This is a genomic window from Streptomyces sp. NPDC127108, from assembly GCF_042677545.1.
In the GTDB taxonomy this organism is placed as follows: domain Bacteria; phylum Actinomycetota; class Actinomycetes; order Streptomycetales; family Streptomycetaceae; genus Streptomyces.
Genome location: NZ_JBHXTE010000031.1, coordinates 1 through 17595 on the forward strand (window position 1 = coordinate 1; position 17595 = coordinate 17595).

The following is a 17595-nucleotide window of genomic DNA, read 5'->3' on the forward strand; positions in this document are numbered from 1 at the left end:
ACTGGCGGGGGGGTCCCCCGCGCCTGCGCTGGGTCATGGTGTTCTGTTTCGAGCTCAACCAGTGCGGCTGCCCGGCGACGGCATGTGCCATGGCGCCCGCAACCTCATCGGTTCCGGGCGCCTTCGCACACCTGCGTACGCGGCCCGCTCAGTCGGCCCGGTCCGAGCGGTCCGCCCTGTCGTCCGGGTCGTCCGGGATGCCCCACGTCGGCGGCGGCGTCGTCGGGGTCGTCGGCGGGTTCGTCGGCGTCGTCGGGGTCGTGGGCGGCTTCGTGGACGGGGTCGTCGGCGGCGGGGTCGTCGGGGGCTTCGTCGACGGCGGCTTCGTCGACGGCTTGTCCTTGTCCTCGTCGTCCGTCTCGGTGGGCGGTGCCGTCGGGGTCTGCGGGGCCTGCGTCGTCGGCTCGGGCGGCGCCTCGACGCCGGAGCCCATGTCCGTCTTCAGGTTGAACTTGGTGCGGGAGCCCGTCGCGTTGAACGTGTACGCCGCCCAGATCTCGGCGGGGAAGCTGCCGCCGTCGACGCGCGGCTTGCCGCCCGCGCCCCGCATGGACACCTGCTGGCCGCGCTTGAACTTGCCGTCGTCCTTGGGCTGCTCGCCGAACAGGCCGACGGAGGTGACCAGCTTCGGGGTGTAGCCCACGAACCAGGCCGACTTGTTGTCGTCGGACGTACCGGTCTTGCCCGCGACCGACTGGCCCTTGCGGTTGCTCGCGTCGCGCACCGAGGCCCGCGCCGTGCCGTCGTCGACCACGCCGGTGAGCACGGACGTGACGGAGTCCGCGGCACCGCGGCTGATGACCTCGTCGCCGATCGCGTCCGGCAGGTCGACGGAGCGGTCCTTGTGCTCGACCGACTTCACGAGCTGCGGCGTGACCTTCTTGCCGTGGTTGTCGAGCGTGGCGTACACGGCCGCCATCTCCAGCGGGCTCGCGCCCATCGAGCCGAGCGTCTGCGCGGGCACGGCGGGCAGGCCCTTGACGTCCATGCCGAGCTTGCCCGCGGTCTGAAGGACCTTGTCCATGTCGACGTCCACGCCCATCTGCGCGAACACGGAGTTGACGGACTTGTTCATCGCCGTCTGCACGGTGACGGGGCCGTAGGAGTGGCCGTCCTCGTTGGGCGGCGCGAAGCCGATGTCGCTGCCCTTGACGGGGCGCTTGCTGCGGCCGCTGTAGATGGTGTCCGCCGTGATCGGCTTGCCCTCCTGCGTCTGCGCGCCCTGCTCCAGGGCGGCGGCGAGGATCAGCGGCTTGAAGGTGGAGGCGGGCTGGTAGTCGGCGCGGGTGGCGTTGTTCGTGAAGTGCTTCAGATAGTCACGGCCGCCGTACATCGCGACGATCCCGCCGGTCTTCGGGTCGACGGACACCGCACCGGCCTGCACGCGCGCGTCGGCCTTGCTCTTGCCCGGCTCCAGGTTGTCGTTGAGCTTCTTGTCGACCGCCTTCTCCAGCTGGCGCTGCTTCTTGGGGTCGATGTTGAGCGTGATGGTGTAGCCGCCCGCCTTGAGCTGCGCCTCCGCCTCGGACTTGGTGTAGCCCTCCTTGACGAGCTGCGCCTCGATGGACTCGTTGGCGGCCCGCACCAGATAGCCGGTCTGCCCCTTCATCTCGGGGTCGGGCTTCGGCTCGTGCGGCTTCGGGAACTTCAGGCGGTCGCGCTCGGCGGAGTCGAGCCAGTCCTGCCCGACCATGTTGTTCAGTACGTAGTCCCAGCGCTCCCTGACCAGCTTCTTGCCGGTGGGAGTGGCCGTCGCCCAGTCGTAGGAGCTGGGGGCCTGCAGGAGCGCGGCGAGGTAGGCGCCCTGTGCGACGTTCAGCTTCTCGGCGTCGACGCCGTAGTAGGCCTGGGCGGCGGCCTGGATGCCGTAGGCGCCGCGGCCGTAGTACACGGTGTTGAGGTAGCCCGCGAGGATGTCGTCCTTGCTCTTCTCGCGGTCGACCTTCAGCGAGATGACCAGTTCCTTGAGCTTGCGCGAGACGGTCTGGTCCTGCGTGAGGTAGTAGTTCTTCACGTACTGCTGGGTGATCGTCGAGCCGCCCTGCTTGCCCTTGCCGGCCAGCGTGTTGAGGACACCGCGGGCGGTGCCCTTCAGGTCGACGCCCGAGTCCTTGTAGAAGGACTTGTTCTCGGCGGCGACGAACGTGCGCTGGACGGGCTTCGGGATCTTGTCCAGGTCGATGATCTCGCGGTTCACGTCGCCGTCGCCGTCGCGGGCGAGGAGCGTGCCGTCGCTGTACTTGTAGACGTTGCTCTGCAGCCGCGCGGCGGCGTTGCCCTTGGGGATGTCCACGACCAGGTAGAGCACGACGAAGCCGAGCATCAGGAGCAGGATGAAGGAGAAGAACGCGCCCAGGAGCTTCTTCCAGGTGAAGAAGCGGCGGATGCCGGTCTTCTTGGGCTTGGCCGGGCGGGCGCGACGGGCCGCGCGGCCACCGCCGCCGGGTATGCCCTCGCGCGCGCCGTCGTCGTCGCCGGGTCCGGCGGGGCCACCGGGGCCGCCGGGTCCGCCGCCCGGCCCGTCCCCGCCGGGTCCGGCGACGGACGGACTGCCGGTGGCGGCGTCGTCGCCGGACTGGCGGGGGCGCGCTGCCCGGCGCGCACCGCGCTGCCGCGCTTTTCGCTCTTCCGCTCGGCCCATGACTGTGGCGCTCCGCTTCGTCTCGTCGTCTTCGTACTGCGTGTGAGTGCCGGTGGCACCTCAGGTCAGCTCATGAAGCTAACACCGCGCCAGTGGACAAACGCCCCACGATCCGGCCTTTTCCGGACGTGACAATCAGCACCCAGCACAGGGGAACCAGTGCTGTCCCACCCAAATCGACTCACCAGGGCCACAGACGGTTGCCCGGGAACCGAACACACAGGCGCCCGCCGACCTAGACACCGCGCGTATACACACCACGTATACGTGCTGTGTATAGTGCTCCGCATGTCCATCGGTCACACCCTCCTCGGGCTCCTCGAATCGGGGCCCCGCCACGGCTACGACCTCAAGCGCGCCTTCGACGAGAAGTTCGGCCACGACAAGCCGCTGCACTACGGCCAGGTCTACTCGACCATGTCCCGGCTCCTGAAGAACGGCCTCGTCGAGGTCGACGGGGTCGAGGCGGGCGGCGGTCCCGAGCGGAAGCGGTACGCCATCACCGAGGCGGGCATCACCGATGTCCAGCGGTGGCTCGCGACGCCGGAGAAGCCCGAGCCGTACCTCCAGTCGACGCTCTACACCAAGGTCGTCCTCGCGCTGCTCACCCACCGCGACGCCGCCGACATACTCGACACCCAGCGCGCCGAACACCTGCGCCTGATGCGGATCCTCACCGACCGCAAGCGGAAGGGCGATCTCGCCGATCAGCTCATCTGCGACCACGCCCTGTTCCATCTCGAAGCCGACCTGCGCTGGCTGGAGCTCACCTCCGCCCGACTGGGCAAGCTCGCCAAGGAGGTGCTCCCCGGATGACTCCCGCGGGTTCCCTGTTGACCGCCGACGGACTGCGCAAGACGTACGGTCCGACGACCGCGCTCGACGGCGCCGAATTCTCCATCCACCCCGGCGAGATCGTCGCCGTGATGGGCCCGTCCGGCTCCGGCAAGTCCACGCTCCTGCACTGCCTCGCGGGGATCGTGCGGCCGGACGCGGGCGAGATCACGTACAACGGCCGGAGCCTCGCCGGCATGAGCGACACCGCGCTCAGCGCGCTGCGCCGCAGCGAGTTCGGGTTCGTGTTCCAGTTCGGGCAGCTCGTCCCGGAGCTGACGTGCCTGGAGAACGTGGCGCTGCCGCTCAGGCTCAACGGCGCCAAGCGCCGCGACGCCGAGCGGACCGCCCTGACCTGGATGGAGCGCCTGGAGGTCGACGACGTACGCGACAAGCGTCCCGGCCAGGCCTCCGGCGGCCAGGGCCAGCGCGTCGCCGTGGCCCGCTCCCTCGTCACCAGCCCGCGTGTGCTGTTCGCGGACGAGCCCACCGGCGCCCTCGACTCCCTCAACGGCGAGCGCGTGATGGAGCTGCTCACCGACGCCGCCCGCTCCACCAACGCCGCCGTCGTCCTCGTCACCCACGAGACCCGGGTCGCCGCCTACTCCGACCGCGAGGTCGTCGTGCGCGACGGCAAGTCCCGGGACATGGAGCGCCTGGTATGAGCGCGACCCGTACGAAGCCGGTGGCGCAGCCCGTCGCCGCGGACCGGCCCACCGGACCCACCGGCGCCCGCGCCTGGCTGCGCGACCTCGTCATGGGCATCCGCTTCGCGGTCGGCGGCGGCCGGGAGGGCTGGGTGCGCACCGCGCTCACCGCCGTCGGCGTGGGCCTCGGCGTCGCGCTGCTGCTCGGCGCCGCCTCCGTGCCCGACCTGCTCGCCAACCGCGACGCCCGCGCGACGGCGCGCCAGCCCGCGGACACCATGTCCGCCAAGAAGATCGACCGCAGCGACTCGACGATCCTGATCGTCGACGCGGGCACCGACTTCCGCGACTCGGAGATCGGCGGCCGCTCCGTGCGCGCCGACGGCAGCGACCCCGTGCTCCCGCCCGGCCTGAGCGAGCTGCCCAAGGGCGGCGAGATGGTGGTCTCGCCCGCCCTGCGCGACCTGATGAACAGCTCCGAGGGCAAGCTCCTCAAGGAGCGCTTCGAGGGCTACCGCGTCACGGGCACCATCGGTGACGCGGGCCTGATGAGCCCCAAGGAGCTCTACTACTACACGGGTTCCGACACCCTCACCAAGGCGCAGGGCGCCCACCGCGTCAAGGACTTCGGCTTCAAGAACCCGGCCGAGCCGCTCGACCCCCTCCTGGTCGTGCTCGTCGTCCTGATCTGCGTCGTGCTGCTCACCCCGGTGCTCATCTTCATCGGCACGGCGGTGCGCTTCGGCGGCGAGCGGCGCGACCAGCGGCTCGCGGCGCTGCGGCTCGTCGGCGCGGACCGGCGGGCGGTGCGCCGGATCGCGGCGGGCGAGGCGCTCTTCGGGGCCCTCCTCGGCCTCGCGCTCGGCGCCGTGTTCTTCCTGGGCGTACGGCAGTTGGTGGGCGTCGTCGACATCTGGAAGGTCAGCGCGTTCCCCTCCGACATGGTGCCGCTGCCCGGCCTCGCCGCGCTGATCGTGGTGGCCGTGCCGGTCTCGTCCGTGCTCGTCACCCTGGTCTCGCTGCGCGCCGTCGCCATCGAGCCCCTCGGTGTCGTACGCAGCACGACGGCACGCAAGCGGCGGCTGTGGTGGCGGCTCGTGCTGCCCGTCGGCGGTCTGGTGATCCTGCTCAACCAGGACCAGGTGACCCGCACCGCGGGCGAGAACGTGCAGGTGTACTCCGTCGCCGCGGGCGCCACCCTCGTCCTGGTGGGCCTCGCGACGCTGATGCCCTGGCTGGTCGAGGCGGCCGTGGCCAGGCTCCGCGGCGGCCCCGTGCCCTGGCAGCTCGCCACCCGGCGGCTGCAGTTGAGCAGCGGCACGGCGGCCCGCGCGGTCAGCGGCATCACGGTCGCGGTGGCGGGCGCCGTCGCGCTGCAGATGCTGTTCGCGACCATGCACGACGACTTCAACACCACGACCGACCAGGACCCGCGGCGCGCCCAGCTCAACGTCAGCTCGCCGGAGGCCAGCGGTCCGCTGGCCCAGCGGATGATCGACGACTTCCGCTCCGCGAAGGGCGTCAAGGGCGTCATCGGCCGGGTCTCGTCGTACGTGGTCAAGCCGGGCGAGCTGAAGAACGGCGACGACATGCGGCCCACCACGGAGCTGTCCGTCGGCACCTGCGCGACCCTGCGCGAGCTGGCGCGGGTGAACTCCTGCAAGGACGGCGACACCTTCGTCGTGCACTCCGGGGACCGCGAACTGGACAAGTGGGTGGACCAGGCGGCACGGCCCGGCAAGAAGGTCGACCTCAACAGCGAGAGCTGGGGCGACTACTCGGGTGAGCGGCGCGGGAAGCACGCGCCGTGGACGCTGCCGAAGTCGACCCGCACGATCACCTCGCGCCCCGACCCGGTGGGCGACCGCTACTACGGCATCTTCGTGACGCCCGGCGCGATCGACGTGGCGAAACTGTCGGGCGCGAGCACCCAGGCCATGGTGCAGATCGACCCGAAGGTCGAGGACGCCGAGGAGTACGTGCGCAACGCGGCCACGCAGATCGACCCGCTGATCCGGGTGTACACGATCCGCATGATCGAGCGCGACAAGCAGTACGCCTCGGTGCAGAAGGGCCTGCAGGCGGGCGCGATCGCCACGATGATGCTGATCGCCGCGTCCATGCTGGTCTCCACCCTCGAGCAACTGCGCGAGCGCAAGCGGCTGCTGGCCGCCCTGACCGCCTTCGGCACCCGGCGCTCGTCGATGGCCTGGTCGGTGCTGTGGCAGACGGCCGTCCCGGTGGTGCTCGGCCTCGGCCTCGCCATCACCGGCGGCCTGGCCCTCGGGGCCGTGATGTGCCGGATGGTGGACAAGTCGGTCACCGACTGGCTGGTGTTCCTGCCGCTGTGCGCGGCGGGCGCGGCGCTGGTCGCGACGGTGACGGTGCTGAGCCTGCCTGCGCTGTGGCGGATGATGCGGCCGGACGGGCTCCGCACGGAGTAGCTCTCGCGGGGTGAACCGTCAGGGGCGGGTGGGGGCACACAGCTCGGCTGTGTGCCCCCACCCGTTGTCTCACAACACCCGCACCGGCAACGGCCGCAGCGCCTCCCGCAGGGCGCCCGCCAGCTCCTCGTACTCCGCCGCCCGCGCGGCCCCCGTACGCATCGCGAGGGCCACCCTCCGCGTCGGTGCCGGGTCGGCGAAGTACCCCGTCAGGAGCTGGCTGCTGCGGCTCGTCTCCACCCGGACCGCCGTGCGCGGAAGGAGGGTCACGCCGAGGCCGCCCGCGACGAGTTGGACGAGGGTGGAGAGCCCGGCGGCGGTCGTGGTGACGGGCAGGTCCCCGCGCCCCACCTCGCGGCAGATGTCCAGGGCCTGGTCCCGCAGGCAGTGCCCCTCGTCGAGGAGCAGCAGGTTCAGCTCGCGCAGCGCCTCGCGGGGAATGCCCTCGCGGCCGCCCAGCCAGTGGTCGAGCGGCGTCACGAGCACGAAGTCCTCGTCGAAGAGCGGCAGTTCCGTGACCCCCGGCACCCCGAGCGGCACGGCGAGCAGAAGCAGGTCGAGCCGTCCCGCCGCGAGCCCTTCGAGCAGCGAGGACGTCTGCTCCTCGTGCACCTGGAGGTCCAGGTCCGGGTACTTCTCGTGGACGAGGGCGAGCACCGTCGGCAGCAGATACGGCGCCACCGTCGGGATCACGCCGAGCCGCAGCGCGCCGGTGAACGGCGCCTTCACCGCGTCCGCCTCCTCCAGCAGCGCCTCGACCTCGCCGAGGACCGCCTTCGCGCGCACCGCGAGCCGCTCCCCCGCCGGGGAGAGCAGCACCTTGCGGGTGGTGCGCTCCAGGAGCTGGACACCCAGTGCCTCCTCCAGGGCGGACACCGCGCCGGACAGCGCGGGCTGACTCATCCCGATTGCTGCCGCCGCGTCCCTGAAGTGCAGATGCTCGGCCACGGCCGCGAAGGCGCGCAGCTGCGCCAGGCTGGGTTGCTTGCCCCTATTTATGGCTCGCACTGATAGCCACCTCCGATCAACACAACCGAGTGTAGCTATTTCCCTAATCAATGCACTCTGTGCCACGATCGACAGCAGTCCAACCCCCTGGAGCCCCTTACCGGGCTCCTACGCTGCAAGGAGAGCGCGTGCTCACTGTCGGTGACAAGTTCCCCGAGTTCGACCTGACTGCCTGTGTCTCGCTGGAGGCGGGCAAGGAGTTCGAGCAGATCAACCACAAGACCTACGAAGGCAAGTGGAAGATCGTCTTCGCGTGACTGAAGGCAAGTAGAAAACCCTTTGCGGGTTCTCGAACGCACGCGCAACACTCGCTCTTGAGGGGGCGGTGTTTCAAGCCGCTGACCAGCATGGACTACTGCGTCAGCGCAGTGAACATCGCTAGGGGGCAAACCCTTGAGAGTCATTCAGACCCTTCAGTCAGACATGTGCGAGCCGATCGGCCTGTACCGCCGCGTCTCCATCGACAAGGCCCTCAAGGGCGTTGAATCTCCGTGGCGCGAAGTCGAGGAGCAGGTCAAGGAGCAGGACGAGGCGATCCGGTACCTCGTCGCCAGTGACGCTGTGCTACAACGCCGGAACGCAGTCCTGGTCCGCGACTACTGCGACAACGACACTCCCGCGTCAGATCCGTTCATCGTGCGCGACGACTTCGAGCACCTGTTACGGGATCTTGAGAACGGGATCATTCACGGCGTCGCCTTCCTACACTCTGACCGCCTGGCGCGCCTTGTGTACGACGCGGCCCGCATCTGCCGGATTTTCGAGATGCACCCCGACTACATCGGCCGCTCTGTAGAGGGAAGCGTCGATCTCGCCAGCCCCGAGGGACGCGCGATGTTCGTCATGCAGGCCACTATGGGCAGCATGGAAATCGGCAGCCTGAAGCGCCGGACCAAGCGCACCAATGCGCGGATCGCCCGCAAGGGAGCAATGCACGGCGGTCCGCGTCCCTTCGGTTGGGCGGAAGACCGCAAAACGCTGGACGCGAGAGAAGCCGAATTCCTACTTAAGGCAATCAGGGCCGTACCCGCAGGGCTGAAGGTTGGCACCTTCCAGCGACAACTCACCGAATTCGGATACCAGCCGGTGATGACGAAGCGGTCACGAACGGATCGGGCCCGTACAGTTCAGCACAGTGCCGCAGAAGCCATTCTGACGAACCCGCGCAACGCAGGCTTTCGCCTGTACGTGCCGCAGGATGTACGCCGCTCATCCGGACGCCTATGGCTTCCTGACGCCATCCTGCACGACGACGAACAGAATCCGGTCCTAGGGGACTGGACGCGGGTGTGCACTCCGGATGAGTACTGGGCATGCGTCAACGAGATAGGTCGGCGCAAGGAAGCCCGCAAGGAGAACAGCGAGCAAGTTCACGACACCAGCGTCAAATACCTTCTCTCGGGATTTGCGCGATGTGGGAAGTGCCTTTCCTGCATGTGGATGAACCCCTACACGCCCGGCACCACTTCCCACAAAGAGTGGGGATTCCGCTATGCCTGTCTGGTAAATCAAGGAGGCTGCGGCGGGGTCACACGATGCGGGCCACTCGTCGATGAACACGTGACAGACGTGTTCCTGGCAGGAACACGCGAAGGTCTCGGAGATGCCGTTGAGAAACCGGCCGCCGAAATTGATGCCACAGTCCATGACGCGAGAATAGGTGAGATCGCCAAAGAGATTGGCCAGGTGAACGAGCGCCGCAGGCAAAAGCGGATTTCCATGTCCGAGACGTTGAACCTCATCGAGGAGTTGGAGAGGGAGCGCAAACAGCTCAGGAGTAAGAAGAGTCGGCTAGTGCAAAAGGCCAAGGCTCAGAAACTTCTTTCTCCTGACGCCTTAGGCGACTGGCCTAACCTGTCCATCTCGGAGCAGCGGTTCCGCCTGACTCAGAGCATAAAGTCTGTGATCATCCATCCCATCGGCCGGGGGAAAGATTTTGATCCTGCCGCCATCGAGATCGTCTGGCAGGAAGAAGACGATTCGGGGGACGCTGAGCAGGAGGCCGAGGATTCAGCGGCGTGAATGGAAAGGAGCCCTCTCCGGCGGAGAGGGCTCCTTTATTGCTTGGGTGCAGACTTGAGGCCCCAGGTTTTCATCACGCGGGCACGCCACTGTGCGCTGCGCTTGGGCATCTTTGCCAGTTCTCGCGCCAACCATTCCTCCTTCGTCATTGATCTTCCCCAGACACACGGGGTGATCTCTGTAACTCCCGATCCTGCTGTTCGAGTTGCCTCGCGCATTCGATGTGTCGAGCAACGCCTGAAGCTATTTCTGCCTCTGCTGCTGTATGGCCAGATCCCACGAAGCGCCAAAAGGACTCCCTGAGCGTTCCTCCCTCTTTCGCTTTCACCACGCCCAGGGAACCCCGGTACTCGGCACGTGCGGTGCGGAGTTCGCCGTACGTGGTGGAGTAGCGGCGTGATTTGGTGAGGACGTGTCCCCGGAAGCCGAGGGCGTGAGCCCAGGCGCGGAGGTTGAGGCAGGTCAGTTCGGGCAGCGCACCGAGCCGCCAGCAGGTGCCCATGAGGGCGCGGATATGGGCGCTGACGGGGGCGAGTTCGATGCTGTCGCGGTCGGTGACGCGCCGGTCGAGGCCTCCCGCATCACCGATGCTCTTGGACACGTACTTGGCCACGTAGGCCGCCACGGCGTCATCAGTCACGGCGCCGGAGAGGGCTGTCCCGGAAATGGCGTGGACGTCCATCTGCGGCCCGAAGGCAATGAGCCGTTCGCCGGTGGCAGGAGAGTAGGCGGTGCGCACGTGGGCAGCGGCGGCAGCGTCTTCTAGGACCTCTGCGAGGAGTTCGGGCGTCGCCCAAGCCGGGGGCGGTGTGGAAGGCCCGTCGGGGCCGTCCAGGCGGACGACTGCATGGAAGTGAACGGCGGCACGGCGCTGGTATTCGGCGACCTTGGCGAACGAGAGCGTCAGGTGGCCGCCGAGCCGTGTCTGAGCGATTCCGGCACGTGTGGCCAGACGCCGCCTGGCGGTGTGGCAGAAGCGGGTCCAGAGCCGTCCTGCGTGGGCGTGCCACAGGACGTGTCCGGGGTAGTCGTAGCAGTCCGGGCAGAGCGGCTGGCCGACGGCCGGGTCCCCCTCCTCGTGCCGTCGATGGCAGGTGTGGGAACGGCCGTGATCACAGTTGCTGCCGGCATTCGCTGACCTGCACAAACGCCCGTCGGTGGTGGCCTTGTGCACGGGGCCGAACGACGGTGCGGTCAAGGTGAGGAGAAGGCGGGGGTGGAGCTGGACGCGTTCGCTGACGCCCTTGCCGCCGTGCAGGCCGGAGCGGACGAGGTGGTAGGTGTCGCCCGCGTGCTCGCGTGAGCAGGGCTCGCAGCGTGACCGGCGCCGATTCCGGCAGCGCACGGCAAGGCGCCCGCCGGGTTCGCTGGCCGTGTCGTAGTGATGCAGAACGGTGCCGTCGGCCGCGTCGCGGATGGTGGTCTGGCCGGAGAGGTAGATCGGGTGGGCGCATCCTCCGGTCGCCTTGATCTGTGCGAGCCAGCGCGGGAATTGGGGTTCGTGGACGAGGCGGATCAGATCACGGTCGGTAGACGAAAGACGGCGCAGACGCTCAGCCTCGTTGAGAGCCGAGCGCCGCGCCTGATCGGTGGCGGGATACATGAGCGGGGGTCCCCTTTCGTGCGGAGTCAGCGTGCTCGTCATGGGTCAGCTCCGTGTTTTTTGTGGTCTGGCGCGAGAGAGTGAGTCTGTGCGTGTCAGCGAATTCTCGAAGAGAGGTTTTTCCGGTTCAGGCAGGGATTTTCGGGAGAGGCGCAGAATCCGATGCGTGCGGGTTCCCGCATTCATAGCGGACGTATCCGCGCACTTTCTCGCCGTCATATTTCCGGGTCACGGTGCCGTACGAGTACCAGGCCCGTTCGCTTCGCCGGTAGGCGAATTTCTCGAAGTCGAATCCTTCTCCTCGGTATCCTATTCCGTGGGCAAGGGAATCCTCTTGCGGTCTGTCGCGGACCTTTACGGCGTAGCATGAAATCTCCGTGGCGCCGGAGGCTTTCACGTACGCCGTGCCGGGGGTGTGTGACGCTCCGAGTCCGGTAATGGCCATGAGGAGACTCATTGCGGCAGAGGCGATGACGGATAGCAGATGCTCGATGTAGGTCATGTTTCTTTCCTTTCGACGGTATGCGGCGAGGTTCTTTGCGGGTTATCCAGTTCCCACGCCTTTGAGTATTGCGAGGATAAGCATCCAGACGGGATACCCGAGCGGCGTGAACGCGAGCAGAAAGCCGCCAAGCGCGACGAGCACAACTTGATGGATTTTGAGTTCGCGGGATCGCGCGAGCATGAAGGCATACAAGCCAAGGAATGCGGTAATGACGTAGATCGTTCCCGGCTTCATTCCTCATCTCCCCATTTCGTTGTCGCAGCGGATTCGGGACCGGAGAGGAGGGGATTCAGCGGGGGCAGGGTGGCCGCGATTTCCGCGATGTCTTCCGAGGTGATCAGGTGCGAGCGTGCGCGGGTCCAGCGCCCCTGCATGGCGATCACAGCCACGCCTTGCTCGTCCTCGGTGATGCTCTGCGCCACCACCACCGCGTCAGCGTGGATATCGCCGAGCGTCATTTCGGCCGACGCCTCATCGTGGGCCCGGTGAGCGACACGGCCGCCGAGCTGGGCACGCAGTGCGGTGACCCGAGGCCCGAGGTCAGAGCCGACGCGTTGTCCGGCCGCCACCAGGTGCACCCCGAGAGCGGCACCGAGTTGAGCGATGCGCAGCAGCAGGGTGCCGCAGGTATCGGCCTCATGCCGGGCCCGGCGGGAGCCGTCGTTGAGGTACAGCTCTGCCAGCTCGTCCACGATCAGCACGAGGGGCACCGGCCGTTGTCTCTCCGGCAGTTCCCAGACGGAGCGCACGCGCGCCGTGCGGCATACCCGCGTGCGTTCCTGGATCTCCCCCACGATGCGCGTCAGGACCTCAATCGCCTCTGCCCGACTGGTGGCCAGGCGGGTAAACCGGCCGCCGTACAGGGCGAGTTCCATGCCGCCTTTGCAGTCGATCCCGACCAGGGCGACGGCTTGCGGATTCAGGGCCCGCACGAGCGCGCCCAACAGGGTGCTCTTCCCGCTCTGTGTCGCCCCCGTGATCAGCCAGTGCGGGATGCGCCGGAAATCGATCACGAACCCCACGCCGTCTTCGCACCACCCGACGTCAGCCGCCAGCAGTTGATCAGTGGCCGGTTGCACGGCGGGCAGTTCACCGGTCAGCGGATCACGGGCCGTGGCAGTGATCAGGACGTGTCCGCGTCGAGGAGAGGTGACCTTGACCGTGTGGACGCGCCAGGCGTGTTCCAGGGCACGTGAGGCCGCGTAGTAGGGCGAGGGGGTCTGGCCGGGGTACATCAGCACGCCGACCCGCAGCCCGCTTGGTGTCGGCACCGGCCAGCTCAGCCGGGGCGACTTGGGTTTGAGTGCCTGGCCCTGCACCACGGTGTCCTTGCCGATCAGCCGTTGATGGGAGCGGTCACTCACGGCGAGGTTGTTGAGCAGGCACACCCGCCGCCAGGTCGTGTAGATGCGCCAGACCGTCTGCGGGTAGCCGACCAGCCACCACCGCACCGGCAGCTCTGCCAGGCTGAGACCGCGCGCCGCTAGCCGGGGCTCCCACCACCGCCGGGTCAGCCAGCCGACGACGGCCAGCCCGAGAAGAACCCAGACGATCACGGGAACGCGCATCAGTCCGCTCCCTCTTCGCCCTGGCCCCCGTCCTGGTGGAGCTGGACGGTGCGCTCCCAAACCGTGCGGGCCCGGTACTTCGCCGACTCCGCGTGCTGCTCCGTCATCTGAAGGAGGTACTGGAGCGTCGGGATATCACTGATCACCGCGAGGAGTGCTTCCATGCCGACCAGGACCCGCATGTCGCGCAGCAGCGCGCCGAACTCGCCGTCCTGGCCGATCAGTCCAGCGTCCGGGGTGTCGCCCTCCGTGCCGGTGGCAATCCGCATCTCATGTGCCATCCGTTCGGCCTCCACCGCCACCGACACCGCGCACGGCTTGGTGCAGGCGTAGACCTTGGTTTCGGTCGCCGGGTCGCGGCCGACGGGCACGAACTTGGTGTCGTCCGTCAGGAGTTCGCCGCCGCAGATCACGCAGGCGAGGCCCGAGGCCTGACGCTGGTTCAGGTGCCAGAAGTAGCGATCCATCACTTCTCCCCTGTCTTTCCGCGTGATCCACTGCTGCCCGCCGCGTCACCGGCGGCAGGCGTGACCGGGGTGATCCGATCGGCCCGCCAGGACGTCCCCGACCGTCCGTCCATCTGCCATTCGTTGGCCCAGAGGTTGATCACGTGGACCTCTGTTCCCTCTGCCACGCCCTCCGGCTGCACACCGACCACGACGACGTTGATCACGTCCGCGCGGCGGCTTTCGAGCTGCCGCACGCTCAGTCCCGTGACCCACTGGACGCGACCCTCGCGATCACGGCGTATCTCGCCGTCCGGGGTCATGCGTGCCTCAGGTGCGATCACGCAGCGCATGACGCCGAGCCGAGCAGTGTCAATGGGCTTGTACTGCACAGGAGTTCACCTCATCCCTAACTTGTCACCTATCCACTTATCCGGATAAGCGGGAGGCTCATACTCCGCCCTATACCCATAGGGGTCAACCACTTATCCTCTTGAGTGGGGAGCACTACGCACGACGCACTGTCACCACATCCACCGCCGACAGCCGGAGGCAGCGGCCATGGCAGCAACCGACCGAAATCGAGATCATCCGTTCATCGAGCGACGACCGCCGATGTACATGCAGGTGGCACAGCACTTGGCCAAGGAGATCCAGGACGGGACCTATGCAGGGGGCGATCTCATCCCGTCTGAGGCGCAGTTGGTCAGCATGTTCGGTGTCAGCAAGCACACCGTGAGGCAAGCCGTTGCGGAGCTGCGGGGCATGGGTCTGGTCGACGTGCGCCAGGGCAAGCAGCCCATGGTGCGCTACCAGACGACCGCCACAGCAGCGCTCACGGTGGACCGGTCCGTCTACCGCACCGGCAAGGCCTGGCAGATGCCGGACGATCTCACCGACGCCGAGACGCCCGCCGTCTCACGGATCACCATCGACGGGCAGCCCGCCGCCCTCCTTGATCAGCAGGATCAGGACGCGCTCTGTATCGACCGCACACTCCATGATCCACAGACCGGTGTGCGCGTGGCCCACCGCTTGATCATTCCGTTGGCCACGGCGGCCGAGGCGCCCGGACTGGCCGAGGCGCCCGATGCCCCGCTAGCCGAGATCTACGCCCGGCTCGCCGACGGCCGGACGCTGACGATCACCGAATCCGTCACGGCCCGCGTGCCCTATCCCGACGAGCGCACGTCGCTCGGGCTGGCCGACGCGTCCCCGCTGCTGATCACCTACCGCGTGATCAGTGACGAGACCGGACGCCCGTTGATCTGTGAGGAGCTGCGCGCCGCCGCCAGTCGGGTACAGATCGTCTACGCGATCACGCCGACGCGCCGTCCGGCCGCCAGGAAGACCGCCACGCGGTCGGCGCCAGCATCGGCGTAGATTTTCTCTACTTCCTCAAGGGGCGCGCCGCTCGCGGCGCGCCGGGCGGCTCCGGCCGCTCCGGCCGGGCATGCGGCCTCCGGCCGGTCCCGTCCGGACGACCGGAGCCGCCCGGCATCGGCCGAGGCCCCAACCGTCAAGAGAGCCCCCGCGAACTCGTGCCCAGTATCTTGCGGCTGTCCTCAATCAGCTCACGGCTCTTGGCGATCAAGCATCGGCTCTCCTTGACCGCCAATTGGGATCTACGCATGGCTGCGAGCGAGGTCTTCTGAAGCACGTCTGTTCTTGCTCGCACGGACCCACCCACCAGTTCAGCTACCACGAGTCCCCTCACAGACCGTGCCCCCGCCGCCAATCGCTTATGCCGCATTGTCCCGTAGACACTGGATCGGTACGAAGAGTGCCGCTCAGGCCTCCGGCCCTGCGGTGCGCCCAACGGGGACAGCGCGTCTCCGCGTCTCCATTGCGGTTGTGACCACAGAAGAGGCAGAAACGCCAGGTAGCGTGGCTGATACCGGAGGGGGCGTAGGTGATCCACTCGCGGCCGGCATTTCTCCGCACCGCCGTCGTGGCTGGCTTTCAGTGGTGCCGGTCCAGAACGGGCAATGAACGGCAGAAAGCCGGGCACGTAACCAGAAGGCCTCTCATGCGCCATGCACATCGAGGGGCCCGCACCCCCCGGGCGCTTGATCGAGGAACGGGCCCCGCCTCACGAGGAGGGAGCACTCCCTAGGTGGGGCCCGTGCAGGCCTACCGGCACCTGAGTAGCCTGCCTGACCCGAAACGGCACCGATTCCGCCCGGGGCAGTCCCAGCTACAGCGTGACGCAGAGTGCACGTAACTGGGCCCACAGATTCCGGGCAACTACCCATCCGGGGGGCGGTCGGTTCCACGGCTTTAGGCAGCCACTTTGGGGCGAGCCTCTAAGATCATGGCCCCGATTCGGGCTGTTGCGGGCAGGCAAGGTGCTGCCCGAATCGCGGCCAGCGTAAGGGGCCATGATCACTCGCCCCAAAGCAGCTCCCGCCCAAAGCCGCTCCACCGACCGCGCTCCTGGCTGCGGACCATGACGGGGAACGCCAGAACCCGTTCGCCTAGTCCGTGCCGTCGACCATGCCTTGACCTGAGCGCTGATCAACGGCACGGCCTAGGCGAACGGGCCCCGGCTCCGGTCGGGGCCCCTCCCCGCCTACCGGTCACAGCGGCGCGCATGCTCCTCAGCGGCCATCCACGCAGCACCCGCACCCGTGATCCGGATGGGCCGGGGACAGCCGCCGCAGATGATGAACTCCTCCGCCCGGTCAAGCTTCACGCGTGATCCCTTACGGGTCCACCATTCGGTGTGCCTCATGCCGCACTCTCCCCTCTCCGCTAGTCCGCGCGCCGGTCCGCACCCCATTCGGACAGCACCCGCACGATCACCCGTGCACCCTCCGGCCGCAGCCAGACCATCGGCTCACCCCGCGCCCCGGCATGCGGCGAAGCCCGCACCTCCAACCCGTACTCCACGGCCGCCGCGTTGAGCGCGTCCGCCGCCTCAGCAGCCTCCCGCCAGGGGCCCACGTAGTCGACCCCCGGCACCCATAACATCGCGTCAGGCTCTCCACTGCCGCCCCCCGATATGTTAGCCATTGCAAATTCCTCCTGAGTGCGCGTGCACCCTATCTGGGTATGCTGCCGCCAACTCCCCTGCACCTACCGATAGTTGCTACCGGGACTACCGGGGCACCTGTCTAATCCTGAGCACTGACTACAGGATGCCGTCTGCGCAGATGTTTCGGAATGCCAAGGCTGAAAATTCCCCAGAACTGCCATGGTCATATCCGTTCCGCAAACAGGCGCACCCCTGCGAAAGCGGCCCCCTCCCCGCAGGCCGCACGGAGAGGAGGCCGCCGCCTCAGGCCTCAGTACAGGTAAGAGGCCGTCACCCAGCCGACATAGCCGTTCGGCAGGCCGTAGTCCGAGCCACCCCGCAGGACGACCCTGTGCCATATCTGGCCGCGCCGGTCCTGCTTGGCCCCGATCAGCTTGACCTTGTCGCCCTTGCCCAGCAGGCCGAGGACCACGTACCCGATACCCGGGCCGCCCCGCACCCGGAGCCCGTTCACGGTGGCCGCCGCCACCTCTCCGTAGGTCAGGCGCCCGTCACTGCCAGCGGCGTACGCCTGCACACCGCCCGGCCCCGGAATCGGCATGGACGGAGCCTTCGCCGCCGATGCCGACGGGGGCGGAGCTGCCGGAGGCGGAGCCGCCGACGCCGCCGACACTCCGACCATCCCGAAGCCGAGCGCCACGGCCACCGCGAAGATCACTCGACTCACAGTCTTGCTTGCCATCTGAAACCCCTTCAGATCATTTGACGACAAGCGGACGACCTACCGGCCAACCGCTTATCCGGATAAGTGCACAGCATTGGACACCCCCACTTAGGGGTCAACCGCTTATCCGGATAAGTTGATGTTCGATCAAGCGGGCGCCCACGCGCACGCAGCGC

15 protein-coding genes and 1 pseudogene are annotated in these 17595 nt (G+C 67.7%); 6 read left to right on the forward strand and 10 right to left on the reverse strand.

Annotated features, from left to right (window positions below; translation table 11 throughout):
- Positions 1-148 precede the first annotated feature (148 nt).
- Entirely contained in the window at positions 149-2641 is a 2493-nt protein-coding gene (locus ACFVHO_RS24890) for a transglycosylase domain-containing protein (RefSeq protein ID WP_385718589.1), read from the reverse strand.
- Positions 2642-2929: 288 nt separating this feature from the next.
- On the opposite strand from ACFVHO_RS24890, the gene ACFVHO_RS24895 reads away from it, so the two are divergent.
- The 3 genes from ACFVHO_RS24895 to ACFVHO_RS24905 are packed head-to-tail and all read left to right on the forward strand — an operon-like array spanning position 2930 to position 6566.
- Complete coding sequence (locus tag ACFVHO_RS24895) at positions 2930-3457, forward strand: PadR family transcriptional regulator (RefSeq protein ID WP_381483542.1); 528 nt, start codon at positions 2930-2932, stop codon at positions 3455-3457.
- Positions 3454-4140 (forward strand): ABC transporter ATP-binding protein, encoded by a 687-nt coding sequence (locus ACFVHO_RS24900; protein ID WP_385718592.1) that lies wholly within the window; start codon positions 3454-3456, stop codon positions 4138-4140. Before ACFVHO_RS24895 ends, ACFVHO_RS24900 begins: the two co-directional genes overlap by 4 nt.
- On the forward strand, positions 4137-6566 hold the full coding sequence (locus ACFVHO_RS24905) for an FtsX-like permease family protein (protein ID WP_385718594.1): 2430 nt from the start codon (positions 4137-4139) through the stop codon (positions 6564-6566). Before ACFVHO_RS24900 ends, ACFVHO_RS24905 begins: the two co-directional genes overlap by 4 nt.
- A gap of 69 nt (positions 6567-6635) precedes the next feature.
- Here the strand turns inward: ACFVHO_RS24905 and ACFVHO_RS24910 are convergent, their stop codons facing one another.
- Positions 6636-7574, reverse strand: coding sequence for a LysR substrate-binding domain-containing protein (locus ACFVHO_RS24910; protein WP_385718597.1), 939 nt, complete (start codon positions 7572-7574; stop codon positions 6636-6638).
- 128 nt (positions 7575-7702) lie between these two features.
- Between ACFVHO_RS24910 and ACFVHO_RS24915 the strand changes: the two are divergent.
- Positions 7703-7828, forward strand: a pseudogene (locus ACFVHO_RS24915) (peroxiredoxin); the annotation flags it as partial.
- Between the two features lie 169 nt (positions 7829-7997).
- Positions 7998-9596: a recombinase family protein gene (locus tag ACFVHO_RS24920; RefSeq protein WP_385718600.1), complete on the forward strand. Its 1599-nt coding sequence runs from the start codon at positions 7998-8000 to the stop codon at positions 9594-9596.
- A 145-nt stretch (positions 9597-9741) separates the two neighbouring features.
- Here ACFVHO_RS24920 and ACFVHO_RS24925 read toward each other — a convergent pair whose 3' ends face one another.
- The 6 genes from ACFVHO_RS24925 to ACFVHO_RS24950 form a co-directional block, all read right to left on the reverse strand.
- Positions 9742-11241 (reverse strand): replication initiator, encoded by a 1500-nt coding sequence (locus ACFVHO_RS24925; protein ID WP_385718602.1) that lies wholly within the window; start codon positions 11239-11241, stop codon positions 9742-9744.
- Between the two features lie 85 nt (positions 11242-11326).
- Positions 11327-11701 carry a hypothetical protein gene (locus ACFVHO_RS24930; RefSeq protein WP_385718605.1) on the reverse strand — a complete coding sequence of 125 codons (375 nt, stop codon included), beginning with the start codon at positions 11699-11701 and terminating at the stop codon, positions 11327-11329.
- A gap of 42 nt (positions 11702-11743) precedes the next feature.
- Complete coding sequence (locus ACFVHO_RS24935; protein ID WP_385718608.1) at positions 11744-11938, reverse strand: hypothetical protein; 195 nt, start codon at positions 11936-11938, stop codon at positions 11744-11746.
- Positions 11935-13272, reverse strand: a complete 1338-nt coding sequence (locus ACFVHO_RS24940) for an FtsK/SpoIIIE domain-containing protein (protein ID WP_385718611.1) — start codon at positions 13270-13272, stop codon at positions 11935-11937. Before ACFVHO_RS24940 ends, ACFVHO_RS24935 begins: the two co-directional genes overlap by 4 nt.
- Positions 13272-13739, reverse strand: coding sequence for a hypothetical protein (locus tag ACFVHO_RS24945; protein ID WP_385718614.1), 468 nt, complete (start codon positions 13737-13739; stop codon positions 13272-13274). The genes ACFVHO_RS24940 and ACFVHO_RS24945 overlap by 1 nt, the downstream gene beginning before the upstream one ends.
- On the reverse strand, positions 13739-14110 hold the full coding sequence (locus ACFVHO_RS24950; protein ID WP_385718617.1) for a hypothetical protein: 372 nt from the start codon (positions 14108-14110) through the stop codon (positions 13739-13741). Before ACFVHO_RS24950 ends, ACFVHO_RS24945 begins: the two co-directional genes overlap by 1 nt.
- A 169-nt stretch (positions 14111-14279) precedes the next feature.
- Here ACFVHO_RS24950 and ACFVHO_RS24955 point away from each other — a divergent pair, with 169 nt between their 5' ends.
- Positions 14280-15101 carry a GntR family transcriptional regulator gene (locus ACFVHO_RS24955; protein WP_385718620.1) on the forward strand — a complete coding sequence of 274 codons (822 nt, stop codon included), beginning with the start codon at positions 14280-14282 and terminating at the stop codon, positions 15099-15101.
- Between the two features lie 1371 nt (positions 15102-16472).
- On the opposite strand, the gene ACFVHO_RS24960 is transcribed toward ACFVHO_RS24955, so the two are convergent.
- Positions 16473-16691, reverse strand: a complete 219-nt coding sequence (locus ACFVHO_RS24960) for a hypothetical protein (RefSeq protein WP_385718623.1) — start codon at positions 16689-16691, stop codon at positions 16473-16475.
- Between the two features lie 314 nt (positions 16692-17005).
- Positions 17006-17437 (reverse strand): SH3 domain-containing protein, encoded by a 432-nt coding sequence (locus tag ACFVHO_RS24965; protein ID WP_385718626.1) that lies wholly within the window; start codon positions 17435-17437, stop codon positions 17006-17008.
- Between the last annotated feature and the right edge of the window lie 158 nt (positions 17438-17595).